This window comes from Streptomyces rubellus, from assembly GCF_036323805.1.
In the GTDB taxonomy this organism is placed as follows: domain Bacteria; phylum Actinomycetota; class Actinomycetes; order Streptomycetales; family Streptomycetaceae; genus Streptomyces.
Genome location: NZ_JAZDCX010000012.1, coordinates 49,619 through 72,125, shown reverse-complemented (window position 1 = coordinate 72,125; position 22,507 = coordinate 49,619). Strand labels below are relative to the sequence as shown.

The following is a 22,507-nucleotide window of genomic DNA, read 5'->3' as shown; positions in this document are numbered from 1 at the left end:
ATATCGATCGCTGATCGCACGGCTTGCGGCACGGACGGCGGACCCGCCCGCCGGCGCGGACCGGCGACTTCCGCCCGGCCCGGACCACCGCGCATGGCACCATGGACAAACGGCTTGAAGGCCCTGGCAGTTGGGGCGCGGCGGTATCTCCCGCCGCGTTCCGCCGGTGGCTCGACTCCTGTCCGCGGCCGGGTGCGGGCAGGTGCCGCGGCAGCTCGGTACCAAGGAAGGGGAGCCTGGTGGGCAGTCTCAACAAGGGGGTCGAGAAGGTCGAGGTGGCGCTCAGATGGGACCCCGGTCCCTCCGGCGCGCAGCCGCACGACCTCGACATCATCGCCGGGGTCTACTCCGCGGACGCCCCGTACGGTGACCCGGTGTACCTGGTGCACTTCGACCGGCGCTCGCCCGACGGCACCATCACCCTCAACCGGGACAGCAGGACCGGCCTGGGCTTCGGCGACGACGAGGTGATGGTCCTGGAGCTCAACCGGATGGCGTCCTCCTACTCCCGGGTGGTGGTGGGCGTGGCCGTCCAGCAGAGCGGCGGGCCCCTGACGTTCGGCGAGGTGCGGAACACCCGGATCCGGATCTGCGAGGGGTACACCGAGCTGGCCGGACACGACTTCGCCGCCGTCTCCGGGGCGACGGCGGCGACCGTCGCGGAGTTCACCCGGAACGCCTCGGGCGTCTGGGACTTCCGCGAGGACGTCCGCGGGTTCGACACCGACCCGGACTCCTTCGCCCGGACGATGGGTGCCTCCTCCTGACCTGACGAGGCCCCGTCCGCCCCGGGCAAGGGGCGGACGGGGTGTGCCCGACGCACCGGAGGGTGCCGGTCCGCGGACCGGCACCCTCCTTTCGCACACCGGAGCCGTCAGCTGCAGCCGCTGGTCGAGCCGCAGCCCTCGCACAGGTAGCAGCTGCCCGCGCGGCGCATCTTGGTGCCGCAGGAGAAGCACAGCGGGGCGTCGGCGTTGAGGCCGAGCTGCATCTCCACCAGTTCGGTGGAGCTGTGGGCCTCCTTCGGGGCCGGGACCGGAGCCTGCGGCTCGGTGGCGGCGGCGCTGACCGGCTTGGGAAGGCTCGTCTGGCGCGGCGCCGACTGGGCCAGTCCCTCGACGTCCAGCTCGTCGTCGGCCTGCTCGTAGGAGCCGGTCTCCAGGTGGCGCTGGCGCTCCTCGGCGGAGTGGATGCCCAGCGCCGAGCGGGTCTCGAAGGGCAGGAAGTCCAGCGCCAGCCGGCGGAAGATGTAGTCGACGATCGACTGGGCCATCCGCACGTCCGGGTCGTCCGTCATGCCGGCCGGCTCGAAGCGCATGTTGGTGAACTTGGCGATGTACGTCTCCAGCGGCACGCCGTACTGGAGCCCCACCGAGACGGCGATGGAGAAGGCGTCCATCATGCCCGCGAGGGTCGAGCCCTGCTTGGACATCTTCAGGAAGACCTCGCCCAGGCCGTCGTCCGGGTAGGAGTTGGCGGTCATGTAGCCCTCGGCGCCACCGACGGTGAAGGAGGTGGTGATGCCGGGGCGGCCCTTGGGCAGCCGCTTGCGCACCGGGCGGTACTCGACGACCTTCTCCGCCTCGGCGCCCTGCTCCCCGGCTCCCTTGGCGGTGTCCTTGTCTCCCTTGTCTCCCTTCTTCTTGGCGGACAGCGGCTGGCCGACCTTGCAGTTGTCGCGGTAGATCGCCAGCGCCTTCAGGCCGAGCTTCCAGCCCTGGAAGTAGATCTCCTCCACTTCCTCGACGGTGGCCGACTCCGGCATGTTGACGGTCTTGGAGATGGCACCGGACAGGAACGGCTGGGCGGCCGCCATCATCCGCACATGTCCCATCGGGGAGATGGAGCGCTCGCCCATGGCGCAGTCGAAGACCTCGTAGTGCTCCGGCTTCAGCCCCGGGGCGTCCACGACGTTGCCGTGCTCGGCGATGTGCTCGACGATCGCCTCGACCTGCTCGGGCTGGTAGCCCAGGCGCTTGAGCGCCTTGGGGACGGTGTTGTTGACGATCTGCATGGAACCGCCGCCGACCAGCTTCTTGAACTTGACCAGGGCCAGGTCGGGCTCGATGCCGGTGGTGTCGCAGTCCATCATCAGACCGATGGTGCCGGTGGGGGCGAGGACGGACGCCTGGGCGTTGCGGAAGCCGTTCTTCCTGCCCAGCCGCAGCACGTCCTGCCAGGCCTCGGTGGCCGCGGTCCACACCGGGGTGTCCAGATCGTCCATACGCTTGGCGTCGGCGTTGGCGTCGGCGTGCTGGCGCATCACCCGCTGATGGGCGTCGGCGTTGCGGGCGTAGCCCTCGTACGGGCCGACGACGGCGGCCAGTTCGGCGGAGCGGCGGTAGGAGGTGCCGGTCATCAGGGAGGTGACCGCACCGGCCAGCGCGCGGCCGCCGTCGGAGTCGTAGGCGTGCCCGGTGGCCATCAGCAGGGCGCCGAGGTTGGCGTAGCCGATGCCCAGCTGGCGGAAGGCCCTGGTGGTCTCGCCGATCTTCTGAGTGGGGAAGTCGGCGAAGCAGATGGAGATGTCCATCGCCGTGATGACCAGCTCGACGACCTTGGCGAAGCGCGCGGCGTCGAAGGCCTGGTTGCCCTTGTCGTCGTCGCGCAGGAACTTCATCAGGTTCAGCGAGGCCAGGTTGCACGAGGAGTTGTCCAGGTGCATGTACTCGCTGCAGGGGTTGGAGGCGGTGATGCGGCCGCTCTCCGGCGAGGTGTGCCAGTGGTTGATGGTGTCGTCGTACTGGATGCCGGGATCGGCGCAGACCCAGGCGGCCTCGGCCATCTTCCGGAACAGCGCCCTGGCGTCGACCTCCTCGATGGTCTCACCCGTCATCCGGGCGCGCAGGCCGAACTTCTGCCCCTTCTCCACTGCCTTCATGAAGGCGTCGTTGACGCGCACGGAGTTGTTGGCGTTCTGGTACTGGACGGATGTGATGTCGTCGCCGCCCAGGTCCATGTCGAAGCCCGCGTCGCGCAGGGCGCGGATCTTCTCCTCCTCCTTGACCTTGGTCTCGATGAACGCCTCGACGTCGGGGTGGTCCACGTCCAGGACGACCATCTTGGCCGCGCGGCGGGTGGCGCCGCCGGACTTGATCGTCCCGGCGGAGGCGTCGGCGCCGCGCATGAAGGAGACCGGACCCGAGGCGTTGCCGCCGGAGGAGAGCAGTTCCTTGGAGGAGCGGATGCGCGAGAGGTTCAGACCCGCGCCGGAGCCGCCCTTGAAGATCATCCCCTCTTCCTTGTACCAGTCGAGGATCGACTCCATGGAGTCGTCGACGGAGAGGATGAAACAGGCCGAGACCTGCTGGGGCTGGGCGGTGCCGACGTTGAACCACACCGGGGAGTTGAACGAGAACACCTGGTGCAGCACGGCGTAGGCCAGCTCGTGCTCGAAGATCTCGGCGTCGGCCGGGGAGGCGAAGTAGCCGTGCTTCTCCCCGGCGGCGCGGTAGGTCTTCACCACCCGGTCGATCAGCTGCCTGAGACTGGTCTCGCGCTGGGGCGTGCCCAGGGCGCCGCGGAAGTACTTGCTGGTGACGATGTTGGCGGCGTTCACCGACCAGAAGTCGGGGAACTCCACGCCGCGCTGCTCGAAGTTGACCGAGCCGTCGCGCCAGTTGGTCATGACGACGTCACGGCGCTCCCAGACCACCTCGTCGTACGGGTGCACTCCCGCGGTGGTGTGGATGCGCTCGATCCGCAGCCCCTTGCCGGCCTTGCTCCCCCTGGACCTGGAGCCTCGCGCCGGCTCACTCGTCGTCTCTGTCATTCCCGCCTCCCTGTACACAGGCATAACGCCCTGGCGCACCCGGACCATCCCGGGTGCGGTGTTCCGTATCGATGGCCGGAGCGCGCCGGTCTCCCCGGCGGCCCGGCGGTCCGTGTGGGGCCGCTCAGTCCCTGGCGGCCGACGGGACGGGCGCGGTGGCGGGGCCTCCGTCGCCCCCGTCGCCGCTGCCGTCTCCCGAGTCCCCGGTCTCCCCGGTGTCCCGGCCGTTTCCGGTGCCACGGCCGTCCCCGGCGCAGCACGGGCCTCTCGCCGCTCCCTCCGGGGGTCCGTCCCCGCGTTCCCCGGACCTCGTCCGGCGCAGCTCGGCGATCGCGGCCTCGAAGTCCTCCAGCGAGTCGAACGCCTGGTAGACCGACGCGAAGCGCAGGTAGGCCACCAGGTCCAGCTCGCGCAGCGGTCCGAGTATGGCCAGACCGACATCGTGCGTGGACAGCTCGGCGCTCCCGGTGGCGCGCACCGCCTCCTCGACCCGCTGGCCCAGCTGGGCCAGCGCGTCCTCGGTGACCGGGCGCCCCTGGCACGCCTTGCGCACCCCGGCGATCACCTTGTCCCGGCTGAAGGGTTCGGTGACGCCGCTCCTCTTGATCACCATCAGTGACGCGTTCTCCACCGTGGTGAAGCGGCGGGAGCAGTGCTGGCACTGGCGGCGCCGGCGGATGGCGGTGCCGTCGTCGGTGGTCCGGCTGTCGACGACGCGGCTGTCGGGGTGCCGGCAGAAGGGGCAGTGCATCGTTCCCACCCTCCTTCACCCTCGCTGGCGCGTTGTGAGCACCACGAACGTCACGGCCGTCACGGACACCACAGGCGTCACGAACGGCAGACCGCCACGAACGCAGCATGGACAAGCTTTCGAGTGCCCCTCACGAGGCCCCCGAAGCGGCCACCAGCATAGGTGATGCCCCGGTCTGCCAGATCCGGTGGACCACAACTTCTGGGCGGCTGGCGCCTATCTAACCACTACATCTGGGGGCCGACCGACGGACACGCCGCACACGGCGAAATCCCCGGGGCGGCAAACGCACGAGAGGGTAGCGTAGTGATCGACGGCAGCTTCCGGCACATACACCCGCCCCATTGGTCACGTCAGCTAATCTGCGAAATTTCACTCGAACGTGTGTTTGGCGCAACCTTTCGAAAGCACCTACCGTTGTCCAGCTAGGGAGAACCGCTCGAGAGGGGCCGACGTGACCACCACCGCAGAGGGCGCCACCATCGCCGCACGGGACCGAGTCGATCATGTGCACGGAGCAAACGCGGCGCCGGGCCGGCCCGGCGCCGCGGACGACTCGGAGACGCCCAAGCCCGGCCGGGCGCTGCCCGGCCGTCCACCGGGAATCCGCGCCGACAGCTCCGGCCTGACGGAACGGCAGCGCAGGGTCATCGAGGTCATCCGCGACTCGGTGCAGCGCCGCGGCTACCCGCCGTCGATGCGGGAGATCGGGCAGGCCGTCGGCCTGTCCTCCACCTCCTCCGTCGCCCACCAGCTGATGGCGCTGGAGCGCAAGGGCTTCCTGCGGCGCGACCCGCACCGGCCGCGCGCGTACGAGGTGCGCGCCTCGGACGCGCCCACCAGCCAGACCACCGACACCACCGGCAAGCCCGCCGCCTCCTACGTCCCCCTGGTGGGCCGGATCGCGGCCGGCGGCCCGATCCTGGCCGAGGAGTCCGTCGAGGACGTCTTCCCGCTGCCCCGTCAGCTCGTCGGGGACGGCGAGCTGTTCGTGCTCAAGGTGGTCGGCGACTCGATGGTCGAGGCGGCGATCTGCGACGGCGACTGGGTGACGGTGCGCCGCCAGCCGGTCGCGGAGAACGGCGACATCGTCGCGGCCATGCTCGACGGTGAGGCGACGGTCAAGCGCTTCAAGCGCGAGGACGGGCATGTGTGGCTGCTCCCCCACAACTCCGCCTACCAGCCGATCCCCGGTGACGAGGCCACCATCCTCGGCAAGGTCGTCGCGGTGCTGCGGCGCGTCTGAGGCTGCCGGGAGGACCGGCCCCGGGACCACTGCGCCGGTCCCGGGGCCCATCTGCGTCCGCGCCGGACACCCACCGCGCCGGCTCGTCCCCGGTGGCAGCGCCGCCCTGGCCGCTCACCCCGGCGGCGCCGTCCCGTCACGCCGTCCCGGCGGCGGCGTCGATGGCGGCCAGCGAGCGGCGCACCTGGTTGCGATCGGTGGTGTACCAGAAGTCGGGCATCGAGGCCCGCAGGAAGCTTCCGTACCGGGCCCGGGCCAGCCGCGGATCCAGCACCGCCACCACCCCCCGGTCCCCCGTCGCCCGCACCAGCCGGCCCGCCCCCTGTGCCATCAGCAGCGCCGCATGGGTGGCCGCGACCGCCATGAAGCCGTTGCCGCCCGCCTCCTCCACCGCCTTCTGCCGGGCGCTCATCAGCGGGTCGTCGGGACGCGGGAACGGGATGCGGTCCATCACCACCAGCTGGCAGTTCGGCCCGGGCACGTCCACCCCCTGCCACAGCGACAGCGTCCCGAACAGACAGGTCCGGGCGTCCTCGGCGAACCGGCGGATCAGCTCGCCCAGTGTCTCCTCGCCCTGCAGCAGGATCGGCACCTCCAGCGTGCCGCGCAGTTCCTCGGCGGCGGCCTGCGCGGCCCGCATCGAGGAGAACAGCCCCAGGGTGCGCCCGCCCGCGGCCTGGACCAGCTCGCCCAGCTCCTCCAGCATGTCGCCGCGGCTGCCCTCCCGGCCGGGCGGGGCGAGGTGCTGGGCGACGTAGAGGATGCCCTGCCTGCGGTAGTCGAAGGGCGAGCCGACGTCCAGCCCCCGCCAGCGCGGGACGGTGTCGCCGGTGTCCTCGGCCCCGTCGCCGTCCCCGTTCTCCTCCCGGCCGCCCGCTCCCCCGGTCCCCCCGGCGGCGGAATCCCCGTCCGCGAGGCGACCCTCCGGGGTCAGCCCCAGAGAGGCCCCCACCCCGTCGAAGTCCCCGCCGAGCTTGAGGGTGGCGGAGGTCAGGATCACCGCCCGGTCCTCGAACAGCTTCTCCCGCAGCAGCCCGGAGACCGCCAGCGGGGCGACCCGCAGCGAGGCCCCGTAGCGGTCGTGGCGCTCGTACCAGACGACGTCGAACTCCGAGTCCGCCAGGATGCGCTCCGCGACCTGGTGGACGCTCTCCACCGACGCCAGGGCCTGCCTGCGGACCGCGTCCTCGTCCTGGACGGACCGGTCGCGAGTGTTGCCCAGTGCGGTGAGCACCGCCCGGGCCGCGTCGCGCAGTGCCGCCAGGGCGTACCCCAGGTCCTCGGGAATCTCCTCCAGGCGGCCCGGCAGGGCCAGTTCCATCAGCCGCTCGAAACCCTCCGAGGCGGTCTGGAGGCGGTCGGCGTCCTTCTCGTCGACCAGCTTGGCCGCCCGGCGCACCGCGCGGCTCACCCCGCCCGCGGTCAGCTCACCGGTGGCCACCCCCGTGACCCGGGAGACCAGTTCGTGCGCCTCGTCGACGATCAGCACCTCGTGCCCGGGGAGCACCGGCGCGCCCTCGATGGCGTCGATGGCCAGCAGCGCGTGGTTGGTGACGATCACCTCGGCGAGCTTGGCCCGCTCCCGGGCCGCCTCCGCGAAGCACTCGGCGCCGTAGGCGCACCGGGTGGCGCCCAGGCACTCCCGGGAGGAGACCGATACCTGTGACCAGGCGCGGTCGGAGACACCCGGGGCGAGGCCGTCGCGGTCGCCGGTGTCGGTCTCGTCCGCCCAGTCCCGCAGCCGCAGCAGGTCCTTGCCCAGCCGACTGGTGGGCGCGGCGGCCTCGAAGGGGTCGAACAGGCCGTCCTCGTCGTCCTGCGGCACCCCCTCGTGGAGGCGGTGCAGGCACAGGTAGTTGGAGCGGCCCTTGAGCATGGCGAACTCGGGACGGCGGCGCAGCAGCGGATGCAGCGCCTCGACCGTGCGCGGCAGATCCCGCTCGACCAGCTGCCGCTGCAGGGCGAGCGTCGCGGTCGCGATCACGGTGCGCTCGCCGTGCGCCAGGGCGGGCACCAGATAACCCAGCGACTTGCCGGTGCCGGTACCCGCCTGGACCAGCAGGTGGGTGTTGTCGTCGATGGCCTCGGCCACGGCCTCGGCCATGGCGACCTGGCCGGGGCGCTCCGTGCCGCCGACGGCGGTGACGGCGGCGTGGAGGAGGTCGGTGAGGGCGGGCTTGGTCATAGGGCTGCCACCTTACGCGGCGGCGCCGACAGCCGTGTCCCGTATCGCCCGGCGGCCGGCGATACGGAGGCGGCGGGCCGGCCCGGCGCCGGTCGCGGCACGGCGCACGGTACGGCTCACCGGGCGGTCCGCGGGACATCGCGCGGACTCCGGTCCCGGACCATCAGGGCGGCGCGCTTGCCCGGCAGTTCCACCTCCGCGGCCAGCCGGAAGCCCGCGCCGAGGAAGGCCGCGACGGACGGGACGTTGCACAGGTCGGGCTCGGCCACGACGCGCCCGCACCGCGGCCGGTGCGCCAGGACCAGGTCCGACACCGCGCGCAGCAGTACGGTGCCCAGGCCGCGCCCCCGGTCCGCCGCACCGCCGATCAGCAGATGGAGACCGGTGTCGTGCGGGCGCACCGGGCAGTACCGGGCCAGTGGGTCCAGGTCGGCGCGGTAGATCTCCCAGTAGCTCATGGGGACGCCGGAGAGCACCCCCAGACAGGGCACGCTGCGGCCGTCCCCGCCCAGTTGGGCGCGCAGATGGGCGGCGACGGCCGCGCCGGGACCGGCCAGCCCCCAGAAGGCCGCCACGGCGGGGTCGTTCATCCAGCCCGTGATCAGCCGCAGATCGCGGTCGAGCCGGACGGGGACCAGCCGGAAGACCCCGGCGGCCGTACGGGCCGGCCGCCATCCGGCGATGTCGCCCGGCGGACCCGGCCGCGCCGGGGGGAACGCCGGGGCGGCCGGCGGGACCGCGCACGGCGGCGTGCCGCGGGCGGGGCGGGCGGCGGGCACGGCGGAGCCCCTGCCCCGCATCAGGGCCTCACCAGGGGGTTGGCGACGGTCACGTAGACGGACTGGGTGTCCACCGGACCGACCAGTTCGTCCAGGCCGTGCAGCCGGGTGAGGAGGTTGGCCTTGCACCGCAGGGTCGGCGAGTCCAGCAGCAGGGCGGGCAGCGGCGACCGACGGCCGCCGTCTGCGGGGCGGTCGGCCGCGGTGAGGAAGTGGCGCAGTGCCGCGAGCAGCGTCCGCTCGTCGGCCAGGTGCTGGGAGCCGAACGCGCCGATCAGTCCCAGCACGTTGTTGACGCCCAGGTAGTAGGCGAAGCGCTCGTCCACGACCTCGTCGGCGACGAAGGTGTCACCGGCCTCCCCGACGCCCGGCAGCCGCCGCCACAGCTCCTCGCGGCGGGAGGCCCGGAAGTAGTAGCCCTGGTTGTCGCGGTAGCGCCCGCCCGCCGGCCAGCCGTCGCCGTCCAGCAGGACCACGGTGTTCTGCTGGTGGGCCTCCAGGGCCACGCCCGCCTCGGCGTCCAGCCACAGCACGGGACGTACGACGGTGTGGAGGTAGCGCAGGAACCACTCGGCGGCGATGGTGGCGACCGGCCGCCCGGTGCGGGCCGCGAGGGAGACGACGGCGTCGGCGAGACGGGAGCGCAGCGCGCCGCCCGGCGCGCCGGGCCACGGCCGGGGCGAGACGAGTCCGGCCAGGCACACCGCCTCCCCGGGGACGCCGCCGGCGGTGAACGGATTGTGGCGGATGACGACGTCCAGTCCGCCGACGGGCTCCCCCCGCTCGTCGTCCACGGCCAGCCAGGCCGGATCGCGCACGACGTCGAACCCGTACCGGCCGGGGAAGGCGGCGCGCCAGCGCTCGCCCAGGCCGGTGCGGAGCAGCCGGTGCGCCTCGACGCCCCGGTGCAGTTCCTTGCGGAGGTTCTCCCGGCGGGAGTTGGTGATCCGCAGCCCCAGCGACAGCTTCAGCATGGCTGGGGTGCCGGGCCGGTGGACGGTGCGTACGGACGAGGTCGGGTACCACCGTTCGCCGCGGGCCCCCAGCTCGTGCAGCAGTCCCGCCTCCAGCAGCGCGGCGACGGCCGGGCGGTGCCGTACCTCGCGGGCCTGCCAGGGGTGCAGCGGCAGCGGGACGGTGCCCTCCGGCCGCCGCGGGCCCCGCTCCCCGCCGGCCAGCCGGTCGGCGAGCAGTTCGGCGGGTACGGTCCGGCCGCGTTCGGTCCAGGCGGAGTCGGCCGCCAGGATCCGGCGGTCGACGGCCATCCAGTGCAGCGGGAAGGAGCCGCGCAGTTCCGGGGACCAGGCCCGCGTCTCGGCGTCGGAGAGTCCCTCGCGGCTCTTGGGCACCGGGTGCAGGGGATGGCCCAGGAGCAGGGACTGCTCGCCCGCCAGGAACGGGTCCGTGCCGGGCGGGGGCTCGGGCCGGGCCCGGCGGTCGGCGAGGAAGACGGCGGTGTGCCGCAGCGAGTCGGCGACCCGGCCGACCAGTTCCGCGGTCCCCGCCACCGCGGTGCCCGGTGCCACGGCGCCGCGGTGCGCGGCCTCCCGCGCCAGCAGGGCGGCCAGCGTCACGGCGTCCAGGGGGACCGTACGGGAGACGCCGGGGGGCATGGCCCCCTCCAGGACGGGCGCGCCGAAGCGGTGCCATCCGGTGGCGGACCAGTGCCTCACCGGCACCCGCAGCACCAGGCCGCAGGAGGCCAGGGCGATGCGCAGGACCGTCTCCCCGGAACCCCCGGGCCTCCCGGAACCGCCGGCCCAGCCGGGGCCGCCCGGCCGCGGCAGCCCGTTCTCGCGCACCCAGCAGCGCAGCAGGTTCTCGCGGGCCGCCGCGTCGGCTGCCCGCACCGGATCGGGATGCTCCAGGGGGTCGTCGGCGGCCGGACACGGCGGCACGGCCGGCCCGTCGCCGCGCTGCTGCTGCCGGGGGACGGCGGGATCGGCCCGGTGGACGGGCGGGCCGGGAACCGGGGGCCGTTCCCGTGTCTCCCCCGTCGTCCTCCCGTCCGGGCCGGGACATGCGTTCAAGGAAGTCTCCCTGGGGTGAAGGCACCGCACCGGTGCGTGGTCGTCCGGTCCCCGCGGCACGGCGCGGGGCGCCGCGGCTTTGCCCGTACCAACGACGCCGCTCCTGCCTGATCACGGTTCCGGGGGCGAGATCTCCGCGCCGCCGTGGAACCGGAACCGGGGACCCGGCGACCGCCGTCCACAGCAGCACCGGCATAGTGGGGCCCGCCCCGCTCTGCGGGCTCATGACAAATCAATACGCACAAGCGCTTTTCGGGGGGATTCGCGTCCATGTCAGCAGTGAGCAGAAGGCGGTCCGCACTGGCCGCCGCCGCGGTGGCCGCGGTCCTGGCCACCGCCGCCACCGCGTGCGGTCCGGCGGACGAGGAGGCGGGCGCCCGGCCGGGCGCCTCCGCGCCGGACGGGGGCGGCACCGAGGACCGCGGCATCGACGGACTGCGGCTGCCGGAGAGGCTGCCCGACGCCCTGAAGGACTTCGACCCCGAGAAGTGGAAGAACGGGGAGTGGCGGGACTGGGACAGGGACCGCTGGGTCCGGGAGGCCAAGGACTTCGTCAATCCGATCATCGAGGGCCTGTGGGACCCGGACCGGATGAAGGAAGCCGAGGAGAACGACCGCCGGGTCGACGACTCCGGCATCGACGGCGGCGAGGGTGACGAGGGCGTCACCGACCCGGAGCCGGAACCGGTGGCGGCCGAGCCGGTGGCGGCGCCGTACCGGGAGAACGCCCCGGCCGTGGGCAAGGTGTTCATGGACACCCCCAAGGGCCCCATGGTCTGCTCCGGCACCGTCGTGCGGGATCCCCGCAGTCCCGGGAAGTCCAACCTCGTCGCCACCGCCGGCCACTGCGTCCACGCCGGGAAGAACGGCGGCTGGTTCCGCAACATCGTCTTCGTGCCCGCGTACAACGACGGGGCGCTGGGGGCCGCCGGACTGGAGAAGGCCTCCCGGCGGGAGGTCGCGCCGCACGGCGTGTACTGGGCCAACTGGATCCAGACCACCGACCACTGGATCGCCGGCGGCGCCGAGACGGGCGGGGCGGGCGCCTCACAGGACTTCGCCGTGCTGCGGGTGGAGCCCGAGGAGGGCGGCGGCAGGTCGCTGGAGGAGACCGTCGGCACCGCCGTGCCGGTCGACTTCGAGACCCCCTCGACGGCCTCGCTCCCCGCGCTGCGGGCATACGGCTACCCCGCCGCGCCGCCCTTCGACGGGCTCACGATGCACACCTGCGAGGACCGGCCGGGACGGCTGACCACCGGTCCCGCGGAGTCCACGATGTACCGCATCGGCTGCACCATGACCGGTGGTTCCTCCGGCGGCGGCTGGTTCGCCGAGACGTCCTCCGGCGGGCCCGTGCTGGTCTCGGTCACCTCCATCGGCACCCTGGACCACACCTGGCTGGCCGGTCCGCGGCTCGGGGACGAGGCCAGGGCCGTCCACGAGGCGGTCAGCGAGAGGCCCGCGGACCGGGGCTGACGGCCGGGTCCGCGGACGGCCGCCGCGGAACGCCGCCGTACGCGCGGGGCGCGGACCCCGCGCGTACGGCCGGCGGCGGAGCCAGCCGTCAGCCCCGGTCCGCGGGAGGCCGGTCAGACCAGCGCCATCGGACTGCGGCGGGTGTCGCCGCCGGGCACCGGCTCGGACGGGTCGCCGCCCAGCTCCACGATGCGGTTGTCCGTGTCGACATGGACGACCCGGGGCCGGAAGGCCCGGGCCTCGGCGTCCTCCAGCTGCGCGTAGCTGATGAGGATGACCAGATCGCCGGGGTGGACGAGGTGCGCGGCGGCGCCGTTGATCCCTATCACCCCGGAGCCGCGCTTCCCCTCGATGACGTAGGTCTCCAGGCGGGCGCCGTTGGTGATGTCGACGATGTGCACCAGTTCCCCGGGCAGGAGGTCGGCGGCCTCCATGAGGTCCGCGTCGACCGTGACGGACCCCACGTAGTGCAGGTCCGCCTCGGTGACCGTGGCACGGTGGATCTTCGACTTGAACATGGTACGGAGCACGAGGGCCCTCCCGGATGTTGGCTCCCTGCCTGCTTTTCCGCAGGTCAAGTGCGGTTTCCACACCCTACAACGAATCGTGTGCGCGGCGGCTTCCCAAGTCCTCCCCCGGTCTTCCCGGTCTCCTCCGGTCGTCCGCCGCCCGTGCCGCCCGTGCCGCCCGGCCGGCGGTGCCCCGGCCCCGCGCGGACGGGACCAGGGTACGCACCGTTCCGGCGCGGTCCCACCGAGAGATCCATCACTCGGACCGGGCCCGGCACCCCGCGCGCACCCCGTGTCAACCCCCCTGAAGAGGGGGGTGCCCCGGCCTCCCCGCCTTCCTTGACACCCACCGGACGCCCCGCGAGCATTCACATGACCCGCACAAGGATAAACCTCACCCATTCCCGGAATTCGGCGACAACCGGAACAAACCATGCGCATTTCGGCCGCCAGAACCGCAGGGACCTGACCAGAAGCCTGTGGGCGTGCCGGATGGACCACATGAGGGGGGATCACTCCATGGGCAGTCCCACGCGTGCCGCCTGCGTCTGCGCCCTGGGAAGTCCGCGGGCTCCCGGCCACGCGCCGGACGAGTTCCCCGGCCGTCTCCAGTCGGCCGTCACCGAGCTCCCGGGGGTGACGCGCGCGCTGGGAACGGCCGCCTCCGCCGGAGGCGGCGGCATGGTCCCGGCCTCCGCGGAGCACATCGACGAGGTCTTCACCGCGCTGGCCGCGACCGCCCGCCTCGAACTGCTCGAGGTACGGCCCGAGCCGTCCCGCTCCGGCGGGACGGCCGCCCCGCGCACCGTACGGCACCGGGTGATCGTCACTCCCCGGACGGCACCCGGCACCGCCGCGCCGGCCGGACGGGACACCGAGACCCGGACCGCGGAACTGCTTCCCGTCCGTATCGCGGTCGGCGACCGGGAGACGCTGGCCGTCGCCGTCCGGCTGACGGAGGACACCGGTTTCCTGCTCACCGACCGCCGCTCCGGCGCCGCGGCGGAGGTCGCGGCCCGGTTCCTGGACGACTGGTGGCCCCGCGCCCGCCCCTGCGCCCCGGACACCGCCGCCGCCGCGAACCGGGTGATCGCCGAGTCCCCGACCGAGGCCGCCGTGCTCGCCGGGCTCGCGCAGGGGCTCACCGACGAGAGCGTCGCCCGCCGGGTCGGTGTCACCCCGCGCACCGTACGCCGCCACGTGGCGGCCGTCTCCGCGCGCTTCGGGGCCTCCTCGCGCCTGCAGCTCGGCATCCTGATCGGCCGGACCGCGGGGAGCACGGCCGCCGGCCCGGCCGGCTCCCCGGACCCGGCGCCCGGTCACGGGTAGGGCAGCGGCCGGGTGTTGAGGTCGCCGAAGCCCAGCGGCCGGTCCCGGCGGCCCGACTCGTACGGCACCCGGCCGTAGCGCGGGTTGCCCAGACCGGGCGCCTGCGGCGGGTACGGCGGGCTCAGCTCCGGCAGCACCACCTTCATCAGACTGGTGTGCCGGAACTGCGGCAGGGAGAAGTCGAAGGTGACCGGGTCCCAGCCGCGTTCGGCCAGCAGCGCCATGAGCCGCTCCCAGCGCCGGTCCGCCCCCTCGCCGGACCGGCGCCGGGGCAGCTCCGACAGCGGGACCTCCTCGCCGCCGTCGTAGAACCAGGAGACCCGGCCCCGGTTCTCCTCGTAGCCGTAGTACGGGATGACCTGGATGTAGTTGGAGAAGTCGGCCGCCTCGGCGTCCTTGCCGATGGCGAACTGCCGGCCGAACGCCTCCGTGAACTCCCAGTCCGGCGTGGCCAGTGAGATCCGCAGGCTCCGCTCCGCCTGCGCGTACTCCGTCAGCGCCGACAGCATCGCCTCCTCGGTGTCGTCCGAGACGCCGCCGCCCGCGAAGTAGCCGTACCGGCGCAGCCAGCCGTCCCGCTCGACCGCCGTGATCACCGGGTACTCGTGGAGGTCGAGGTTGTGCAGGTGGAAGGTGATCTCGCCGGGCTGCTGGCCGGCGGTCTCCAGCAGCCGCCGCAGCGCCCGGTCGCGCACCGGCCGGTCGACGACGACGCGGTCCAGGGGCACGCCCCCGTACCAGCGCAGGTTGACCGCGTCGCGTTCGAACAGCTCCAGCACCCCGTGCCACAGGGCGTCGCGGCGGCTGATGTGGCTCGCCAGCCCGCCGCTGGGGGCCAGCCCGATCATCGGTTCGTCCGGGCCGTGCAGGTAGAACAGCATGACCAGCTGCGCGGGGACGTACACCTCCTGCCCGGAGCGCAGCCGGCGGCCGGCGATCCAGCCGAGCTCGGAGTCCTCCGTCCACGCCTCGTACAGCGGGTCCCCGGCGAGCTGCTCGGGGGCGAAGACGGGAAACTCCTCGGGGTGCAGGCACGGCACCCCCCGGCCGGCGAGCTCCCGGTACGAGCCGTACAGGATCCGGTCCAGGTGCGTGAGGTAGGCCAGCGAGCCCAGCACCCGCTCCACCGCCTCCCCCACCGACGACGCCACCGTGCCGAACAGGTCGTGGCCCTTGCCGCCCCCGTAGACCTGGCCGCCGAAACCGGTGCCGATGCCGGGCAGGTCCAGCAGGCGGCCCAGCACGTGGTCGAGGTCGAAGTACTGGCCGTGGGCGACGTACATGGGCTTGCCCAGGCCGGAACGGAAGTACGTGGTGAACGTCCGCAGCGGCCCGTGCGGGTGGTAGTAGTCCAGCAGTTCCCGGATGGCGCCGAACTCGGTGTCGTTCAGGGCGGGTTTCAGCAGCCGGTCGCGGTGGTTGAGCCACTCGCTGTGCAGCGGGCGGGCGGCGGACAGGCCGGCGGACGGACCGGCGGCGGGCGGTGTGCTCATCGGTTTCCCTCCCAGGTGGACTTGGAGCGGGCGGTCAGGACGAGGGCCGCGGCGGCGGCCAGGACCAGCGCCAGCCCGGGCAGTTCGGAGACCATGGAGCGGCCCAGGTAGGCGTCGACGGACGCGTCGACGACCGGGGACATCGGGTTGAACGCGGTCAGCGTCCGGAGCCAGTCGGGGAACGAGTCGCGCGGGACCGCCGCCCCCGAGCCCAGGAACAGGACGAAGAACAGCCCCGTCCCGGTGATCTGGACGCCGCGGGCGGACAGGTCCAGGCTGCCGAGCAGCACCCCGGTGGCGAAGGTGAAGGCCAGTCCCACCAGGACGGCCAGCGCGAACGCGGCGGGCGAGGCCAGCACCACCCCGTACGCCGCGGCGACCACGGCCAGCAGCGCGCAGACCGCCAGCGCGAACATCAGCAGCCCCACGACGACCTGGGACAGCCAGAACCACCACATGGGGGCCGGCGCCAGCCGGTAGCGGCGCAGCACCCCGCTCACCCGGCACTCGGCGATGTTGACGGCCACGCCCAGGACGCCGAGGTTGATGGCGACGGTGACGACGATGTGCGCCACGTACTCGTCGATGTAGCGGACGCCGTCGCTGCTCTCCGTCCCGTACGCCACCCCGAGGAACAGCAGCATGGCCATCGGGAAGACCAGGGTGAAGAACACCGCGGCCGGTTCGCGCAGGAACAGCAGCAGTTCCGTGCGGCACAGCCGGCCCAGCCCGCGCGGGGAGCGGCGGGCGGCCGGGGTCAGCGGTGCCGGGGGCTCAGCCGTGCGCACGGCGCGGTTCGACGGGCGGCTCGCTGTGCGGCTCGATGGGCGGCTCATAGGGTGCTCCCGTCCTCGTCAGGTAGAGGTCCTCAAGGTCCGTGGGGCCGGTGGCGGCGGCGGCCAGCACCTGGCGGAGGTCCGCGGGACCGGTCCCGGCCTCCTCCCGGGACCGCAGCGCCGCCAGGGCCCGCTCGGCGAAGCCGGACCCGCCGTAGGCGTAGTGCGTACCGGCCACGATCCGGGAGGTGGTCCAGCCGGGGACGGCACCGAGCAGTTCCGGCAGCCACGGCCGGTCGGGCAGCCGGAGCCGGGTGATGAGGCCGGCTTCGCCGAGCAGGTCGCCGACCGGCCCCCCGGCCGCGATCCGTCCGCCGTCGAGCACGTACACCCGGTGGCAGCGGCTCTGGGCCTCGTGCAGGTCGTGGGTGGCGAGCAGGACGGCGGTGCGGGTGCCGGTCAGCTGCTCCAGGACCCCCCACATCTCCAGCCGGGCGTGCGGGTCGAGGCCGGTCGTCGGTTCGTCCAGCAGCAGGACGGGCGGCCTGCCCAGCAGGGCCAGGGCCAGGGTGAGACGGCGCTTCTGGCCGCCGGACAGCCGCCGGTAGAACACCTTGCGGTGCTCGGTCAGCCCGATGCGCTCCAGCAGGTCGCCGATGTCCCAGGGGTCGTCGTAGAAGGCCGCGAACAGCTCCATCGCCTCGACGACCCGCAGGCGTTCGGCCAGGCTGGACTCCTGGAGCTGGGCGCCGAAGGCCAGATGGTACGCGGCGGGGCCGGCGGACCTGGTCAGGCCGGCGATGGTGACCGTGCCCCGGTCGGGGCGGCGGATGCCCTCGACGCACTCCAGGAAGGTGGTCTTCCCGGCGCCGTTGGGCCCGACCAGCCCGATGATCTCGCCCTCGTGGACGCGGACGGACACCCCGGCGAGCGCGGTGCGGTCCCCGTAGCTCTTGTGCAGGTCCACCGCCTCGAGCACGACGGGGGCGTCCGGGCGGGCCGGCCCTCCTCCGCTCTTCCCCGTGCTCGTGCCGGTGTTCGCCTCCGTGGTCATGGCCGGGCCTCCTGGGGGCTCCTGGGCGGTGCCGGGGGTACGGACCCGGCGGGGTCCTCGGGGTCCTCGGGATTCTCCGGGTCCGCGGAGCCGGGTACGCGGTCGCGGACGGTCTCCCCCGCCCCCGCGAGCACCCGGCAGGCCGCGGGCAGCGCCCCGGGGCCGGGCAGCGTGTCCGGGTCGCCGGGCAGCGCGACCAGGCCGCTCGCCCAGGGCGTGCGGGGCGGGGCGTGCCCCGCCAGTGCGTCCAGCGCGCCGCCGGTCGCGGCGGCGAGCACCGTCCGCCGGTCCAGTCCGGCCCGCTCCCACCAGGCCAGTTCGTCGTACAGCCCGTAGCCGGGGACCAGCGACAGGCCCAGCGCGTCGCTGCCGGCCACCAGCGCCGCCCCGCCGCCGTGTGCGGTGGCCAGCGCGTCCAGCAGGAAGGCCCAGCCGTCGTCGAACTCCCGGCGGGCCGCCCCCTTCAGGTGCTCGAAGCCGAAGTGCTCCCGGGCGTACCGGCGGCCGAAGACCAGTCCGGGACCGCGCATGTCGAGCAGGTACCGGTGGAACGGCGCCACCGGCACCAGCCGCTCCAGCCGCGGCTCGGCCACCGCCTCCTCCAGCAGCGCCGACCGCCGCCAGGAGTGGAGCAGGGGCACGATGGCCGCCCCCTCACCGGTGAGGACCCGGAGCCGCTCGGCCGCCGCGCTCCGCACCGCCGGATCGGCGAACGCCCGCACCGCCGCGGCGGCCGGGCGGCCGGCGGCGGGCGGCAGCAGGCAGCGGGGCAGGTCCTGGACCAGCCGTACGCCCGCCCGGACCGCCTCGGCCGCCCCGGTCCGGCCCGGCTGGTGCAGGACCGGCATGCCGCGCTCCCGCGCCGCCGCCACGACCTCGGCGAGTGGTCCGGGGTCCAGGCCGGCACCGGTGCGCACCAGGCGGGCCCCCTCGGCCGCCACGGCCGCGACCGCCCGGCGGGCGGAGGGTCCGTCGTGGACCAGCCGGGTGGCGGTGGTGGTGACCGGCGGGCCGTCGAGGACGGGGCCGGTCCACAGCAGCAGGGGGTCACCGGGCCGGGCGAGGTGGTCCAGGGCGGCGTACGGCTCGGTGTGCCCGCCCACCCCGAGGACGACGGTCACCCCGGCCTCCGCGCACATGGCCAGGCAGGCGCGGTGCGGGGCGAGCGCGTCGCCCTCGATCATCCGGTTGAAGTAACCGGTGATCCGCGCGCAGGCGTCCACCAGTCCCGGGATCAGCGCCCCGTGCCGCTCCACCGGGCCGGCACCGGGCGGCGGCGCACCGGTGCCCCAGTCCGCCACCCGTCCGCCGGCGACCCGGACCCAGCCCTCAGCCCGCCACCGGAGGCCGTCGTACAGCAGCGGCGCCGTGTGCACGGTCATCGGTCGCACCTCCCTCTCCGTTCTCTCCGGGCTCTTCTCCGGCTTGCTCTCCGGTCCCTTCCGCGGGTTCCGCCCCGGTGTCCCGCGCCTCCGCGCGGGCGCGGGCGCGGGTGAGCCGCCGGCACACCAGGACCTGGAAGACGAGATGGGCGGCGACCGCCGGGAGCAGCGAGCCCGAGGCGGCCGCCAGCGCCCCCCACACCAGGCCGTGGACGGCCTTGGCGGGCACCGCGCGCAGTCCGAAGGAGGCGTGGTGGGCGCCGAACAGCACCGCCTGCAGCACGACGGCCGCCCACAGCGGCACCGCGCCCCGCAGTCCGGTGAGCAGATAGCCGCGGAACAGCACCTCCTCGGCGAGCCCGGTGACCAGGCCGAGGGCGAGCAGCGCGCGGGGGGCGGCGGCCCAGGCGCCGACGGAACGCGTACCGGCTGCGGGGGCCCGCGGCGGCGGGGGCGGTTCCGGTCCGGTGCGGCCGCCCGGCCCGGGGCCGGCCGCCGCCCGGTGGGCGAGCAGCAGTTCGCCCAGGTAACCGCCCGCCCCGGCCAGCACCCCGCACGCCGTGGCCGCGGCCAGCACCGCGCCGTCCGCGGCGGCGCCGGACACCAGTCCGAGCCGCCCGGGGTCGAAGCCGGCCAGGACGGCGGCGGTGAGGGCGGCGGCGGCCACGGTCCCCGCGTACAGCACGGGTGCCAGCCGCTCGACCGCGCCCCTGGCGCCGGTACCGCCGGTCCGCAGCCGTACGGACACCGCGATCACCGTGCCGAGCAGCAGGGCGAAGGCCGGGGCCACCGCCGCGACCAGCAGCAGCCGGCTCATCCGGTCACCGTCCGGCGGGCAGGCCGCAGGCGAACAGCAGCGAGACGAACTCGTCCCGCCCGTCCAGCCGCAGCAGGTCGTTGGCGGTGTCGTCGTCGAACGCGGCCACCGCGCAGCCGGCCAGTCCGAGCCCGGTGGCCACCAGGTACAGGTTCTGGGTCAGCACCCCCAGGTCCACATGGGCGTACCGGTAGGAGCGGACGCCGTACTTCCACTCCACCCGGCCCATGTTGAGGGCCAGGAACAGCACGGCGGGCGCGTGGAACAGCCAGTCGGCCGCGATGCCGGCCTCGGTGACCTTGCCCCGCATGTTGCCCGAGTCGACGACGGTCAGCTCCCGTCCGCCGGGGCGGTAGCAGTACAGCCCCCGGTCCAGCCCGGTCACGTCGTTGGCCACGACGTACACGTCGACGGGGGCGAGGCCGCCCGCCGAGGGGGCCCGGCGCACCGGGAAGTCGCGCACGTTGTAGCCGGGGCGCCGACCGCGGATGCCGGCCGCGCCCTCCAGCAGGGCGGCCAGGGCGGTCAGCGGGAGCGGTCGCGGGGCGTACGTGGTGGCGGAGGAGCGCCGCTCGACGGCGTCGGCCAGGGTGATGCCGGGCAGCGGCTCCGGCTCGGGCAGCGGTACGGCGGGCCGCCCGTCCAGTGCCGCGGGCTCCGCCTCCCGGGGGCGGGCCGACAGCAGGGCCCGGGGGTCGAGCATGTCGTCGCACACGGCGGAGCGCAGCCTGCGGTGCAGCAGATCGCGCAGACGCAGGGGAGGTCCGCCGGGCGCCGCCGCCACCTTGGCGGTGAGGTCGCGCAGCGCGGGCAGGTCGCAGACGCGCAGCCCCAGTGCCCGCGCGAGGTGCTCGTCGGTGACCTCCGCGGCCCCGGCCGGTTCCGCGGTGGTGTCCGCCTCCGGAGCCGTGGTCATGCCGCTCCCCCTTCGTCGCCGGCCGTGCCGTCGGATGCGCCGCCGGCCGTGCCGCCCGCCGCGTCGCCGCGTGTGTCGTCGGGTGCGCCGTCGGCCGCCCCGTCGGTGGGCCGGCGCAGGGCCACCACCGCCAGCGCGGACCGCTCCAGACCGTCGCAGTGCAGGAGCGTGTCCAGCTCGTCGTCGTAGAAGTCCCGCACGGGAAGGGCCTCGTAGCCCGCCTGCCGGGCCAGCCCGCACACCACGTCCAGCAGTACGCCCGCGTCCATGAGCATGTGCCGGTAGCCGCGCGGGCCCGAGCCGAGCATGCTGCGCCAGGGCACCCCGGTCAGGACGAGGGCGGCCCGCGCGCCGCGCAGCGCCTCGGCCGGCCCGGGGTCGGGCATCGCGGGGGCGAGCGCCGCGGGGCCGCCGTCCAGGCGGCGTTCCACCCACAGGGCGTCCTCGCCGGGCTGCTGGCGGCACAGGGCGTCCCCGGTGACGACCATCAGGTCGCAGCCGTAGAGGAGGCCGGTGAGCGGGCCGCTCCCGCCGAAGGGCGCGCACAGCGCGCCGAGCGGGGCGGGCAGTTCGGCGTGCGGGCGGCGCACCTCGTTGGACGGCCCGGTGAAGTCCTCGGGGCGGTGCCGGCCGCAGGTGGTGAAGAACCAGCGCCGTACGCCCTCGCGCTCGGCCGCGGTGAGCCGGTCGTCGGGCCGGTGCCGGGACAGCCGGCTGTTGAGGTGGAAGAGCTCCGCCACGTCGTCCTGGGCGGGGGCGACCCGGTTGACGAATCCCGCGCTCCCCCCGGGGGCGAGCTCGACGACGTTCGGGGAGGGGATCAGGGTCTGCTCCAGGGTGCGGCGGAGCAGGTGGCCGAGGACCGGGGTGTGCGCCGGGGCGCCGGTGTGCGATGCCATGGCGGGCCTCCTACAGGAAGGGGTGCCGGAAGGCGGGCCGCTGCTCGGTGCAGACCGGGCAGCGCGGCAGCCGCAGGACGTGTTCCCGGGTGATCTCCAGCCGCTCCAGGTCGATCCGTATCGCCCGGCCGACCAGGAAGCTGGCCCCGTCCACGAGGTACGGCGCGGTCCCGACGGCCGCCCAGGACGCGGCGATGGCGGCGTACGGCGCGAGCAGCGGCGGCAGGTCGTCCGCGGTGCGGCGGGCCAGTTCCTCGCTGTAGAGCTGGTACTCCTGGCGCAGGGCCCGGGACGACTCGTGCTGGATCTCGTGCTCGTTGTAGCAGGCGGACTCGCCCGGCACGACCAGCGGCCCGACGATCAGCTCGCTGCCGTCGGCGTAGACCGGGAGCCAGGGCCGCCCGGCCGCGACCGCGGCCCGGTTCAGCCGGTGCAGCAGCGAGGGGCGGAAGCCGTCGAGGGCCAGGACGGTCAGGTCGGCGCCGTCCAGCAGGCCGGCGAGCGCCTCGTCGCCGTCGGGCTCCGCCAGCCCGCCGGCGCCGGCCGCCAGGACCGGCACCTGCCCGACGCCCAGCTCGGTGAGCTGGGCGGCCAGCTGGGCGCCCACCGCGCCGCTCCCCACCAGGCCCACGGTGGTCTCCTCCAGCCCCCGGACGGGGCGCGCACCGAGCAGGCTCCGGTGCATCGCGAAGCCGCCCGAGTCCTCCGGCACCAGGACGCCGTCGTCGGCCAGCTGGGCGACCAGTTCCGCGAGCCGCTCCTTCGCCGCCCGGTCGGCGAAGCGCCGGACGATGTCGTCGGGCGGCTGGGGTTCGGCGAAGGCCCGCAGGAGGGGGCCGAGGACCCGGTGCCGTCCGTCGTCGCGCAGCACCCTCGAGTAGCGCGACCGCGAACCGTGCCGCAGCAGTACCTCGTCGTCGGTGCACTGCACGACGGTGAGGTACGGGTTCCGCACCAGGCGCGTGCCGGTGGCGCGGGGGGAGTCGGTGGTTTCGGCTGGATGTGTCACGAGGTCTCCTCCTCGGGCGGCGCGGGTCGCCGGCGGAACGCCGGGCCCGGCCGGCGGGCCGGGCCCGGCGGGAACTCAGAGCAG

The 22,507-nt window shown here is 74.3% G+C and carries 18 protein-coding genes; 4 read left to right on the top strand and 14 right to left on the bottom strand.

All coding sequences use genetic code 11. The features are described 5' to 3' along the window. Positions 1-239: 239 nt before the first annotated feature. Positions 240-767 (top strand): TerD family protein, encoded by a 528-nt coding sequence (locus tag V1L54_RS16050; protein WP_330118688.1) that lies wholly within the window; start codon positions 240-242, stop codon positions 765-767. Positions 768-874: 107 nt separating this feature from the next. Here the strand turns inward: V1L54_RS16050 and V1L54_RS16045 are convergent, their stop codons facing one another. After that, positions 875-3,772 carry a vitamin B12-dependent ribonucleotide reductase gene (locus V1L54_RS16045; protein WP_330118687.1) on the bottom strand — a complete coding sequence of 966 codons (2,898 nt, stop codon included), beginning with the start codon at positions 3,770-3,772 and terminating at the stop codon, positions 875-877. Between the two features lie 124 nt (positions 3,773-3,896). After that, complete coding sequence (nrdR, locus tag V1L54_RS16040) at positions 3,897-4,523, bottom strand: transcriptional regulator NrdR (protein WP_330118686.1); 627 nt, start codon at positions 4,521-4,523, stop codon at positions 3,897-3,899. Between the two features lie 508 nt (positions 4,524-5,031). On the opposite strand from nrdR, the gene lexA reads away from it, so the two are divergent. After that, on the top strand, positions 5,032-5,769 hold the full coding sequence (gene lexA, locus V1L54_RS16035) for a transcriptional repressor LexA (RefSeq protein WP_408646690.1): 738 nt from the start codon (positions 5,032-5,034) through the stop codon (positions 5,767-5,769). A gap of 136 nt (positions 5,770-5,905) precedes the next feature. On the opposite strand, the gene V1L54_RS16030 is transcribed toward lexA, so the two are convergent. The 3 genes from V1L54_RS16030 to V1L54_RS16020 form a co-directional block, all read right to left on the bottom strand. Continuing rightward, the gene (locus tag V1L54_RS16030; protein ID WP_330118684.1) at positions 5,906-7,954 is read right to left on the bottom strand and encodes an ATP-dependent DNA helicase; all 2,049 of its coding nucleotides are present in this window, start codon (positions 7,952-7,954) and stop codon (positions 5,906-5,908) included. 116 nt (positions 7,955-8,070) lie between these two features. After that, positions 8,071-8,754, bottom strand: a complete 684-nt coding sequence (locus tag V1L54_RS16025) for a GNAT family N-acetyltransferase (protein ID WP_330118683.1) — start codon at positions 8,752-8,754, stop codon at positions 8,071-8,073. Further along, positions 8,754-10,763, bottom strand: a complete 2,010-nt coding sequence (locus V1L54_RS16020; RefSeq protein ID WP_330118682.1) for an IucA/IucC family protein — start codon at positions 10,761-10,763, stop codon at positions 8,754-8,756. Before V1L54_RS16020 ends, V1L54_RS16025 begins: the two co-directional genes overlap by 1 nt. Before the next feature lie 270 nt (positions 10,764-11,033). Here V1L54_RS16020 and V1L54_RS16015 point away from each other — a divergent pair, with 270 nt between their 5' ends. Beyond that, positions 11,034-12,239, top strand: a complete 1,206-nt coding sequence (locus V1L54_RS16015; protein ID WP_330118681.1) for a trypsin-like serine peptidase — start codon at positions 11,034-11,036, stop codon at positions 12,237-12,239. A gap of 113 nt (positions 12,240-12,352) precedes the next feature. On the opposite strand, the gene panD is transcribed toward V1L54_RS16015, so the two are convergent. Then, positions 12,353-12,769 (bottom strand): aspartate 1-decarboxylase, encoded by a 417-nt coding sequence (gene panD / locus V1L54_RS16010; RefSeq protein ID WP_330118680.1) that lies wholly within the window; start codon positions 12,767-12,769, stop codon positions 12,353-12,355. A gap of 498 nt (positions 12,770-13,267) precedes the next feature. Here panD and V1L54_RS16005 point away from each other — a divergent pair, with 498 nt between their 5' ends. Further along, entirely contained in the window at positions 13,268-14,077 is an 810-nt protein-coding gene (locus tag V1L54_RS16005; protein ID WP_330118679.1) for a helix-turn-helix transcriptional regulator, read from the top strand. Here V1L54_RS16005 and V1L54_RS16000 read toward each other — a convergent pair. The 8 genes from V1L54_RS16000 to V1L54_RS15965 are packed head-to-tail and all read right to left on the bottom strand — an operon-like array spanning position 14,068 to position 22,423. Then, positions 14,068-15,570 carry a YcaO-like family protein gene (locus V1L54_RS16000; RefSeq protein ID WP_330118678.1) on the bottom strand — a complete coding sequence of 501 codons (1,503 nt, stop codon included), beginning with the start codon at positions 15,568-15,570 and terminating at the stop codon, positions 14,068-14,070. The genes V1L54_RS16005 and V1L54_RS16000 overlap by 10 nt on opposite strands. Continuing rightward, positions 15,567-16,358: an ABC transporter permease gene (locus tag V1L54_RS15995; protein ID WP_330118677.1), complete on the bottom strand. Its 792-nt coding sequence runs from the start codon at positions 16,356-16,358 to the stop codon at positions 15,567-15,569. The genes V1L54_RS16000 and V1L54_RS15995 overlap by 4 nt, the downstream gene beginning before the upstream one ends. Further along, positions 16,345-17,400 (bottom strand): ABC transporter ATP-binding protein, encoded by a 1,056-nt coding sequence (locus V1L54_RS15990; protein WP_330118676.1) that lies wholly within the window; start codon positions 17,398-17,400, stop codon positions 16,345-16,347. Before V1L54_RS15990 ends, V1L54_RS15995 begins: the two co-directional genes overlap by 14 nt. Next, on the bottom strand, positions 17,397-18,782 hold the full coding sequence (locus tag V1L54_RS15985; RefSeq protein ID WP_330118675.1) for a hypothetical protein: 1,386 nt from the start codon (positions 18,780-18,782) through the stop codon (positions 17,397-17,399). The genes V1L54_RS15990 and V1L54_RS15985 overlap by 4 nt, the downstream gene beginning before the upstream one ends. Continuing rightward, positions 18,730-19,599, bottom strand: a complete 870-nt coding sequence (locus V1L54_RS15980; RefSeq protein WP_330118674.1) for a CPBP family intramembrane glutamic endopeptidase — start codon at positions 19,597-19,599, stop codon at positions 18,730-18,732. The genes V1L54_RS15985 and V1L54_RS15980 overlap by 53 nt, the downstream gene beginning before the upstream one ends. A 4-nt stretch (positions 19,600-19,603) precedes the next feature. Next, positions 19,604-20,515, bottom strand: coding sequence for a SagB/ThcOx family dehydrogenase (locus V1L54_RS15975; protein ID WP_330118673.1), 912 nt, complete (start codon positions 20,513-20,515; stop codon positions 19,604-19,606). Next, positions 20,512-21,414 carry a nitroreductase family protein gene (locus V1L54_RS15970; RefSeq protein ID WP_330118672.1) on the bottom strand — a complete coding sequence of 301 codons (903 nt, stop codon included), beginning with the start codon at positions 21,412-21,414 and terminating at the stop codon, positions 20,512-20,514. The genes V1L54_RS15975 and V1L54_RS15970 overlap by 4 nt, the downstream gene beginning before the upstream one ends. Positions 21,415-21,424: 10 nt before the next feature. Next, entirely contained in the window at positions 21,425-22,423 is a 999-nt protein-coding gene (locus V1L54_RS15965; RefSeq protein WP_330118671.1) for a TOMM precursor leader peptide-binding protein, read from the bottom strand. Between the last annotated feature and the right edge of the window lie 84 nt (positions 22,424-22,507).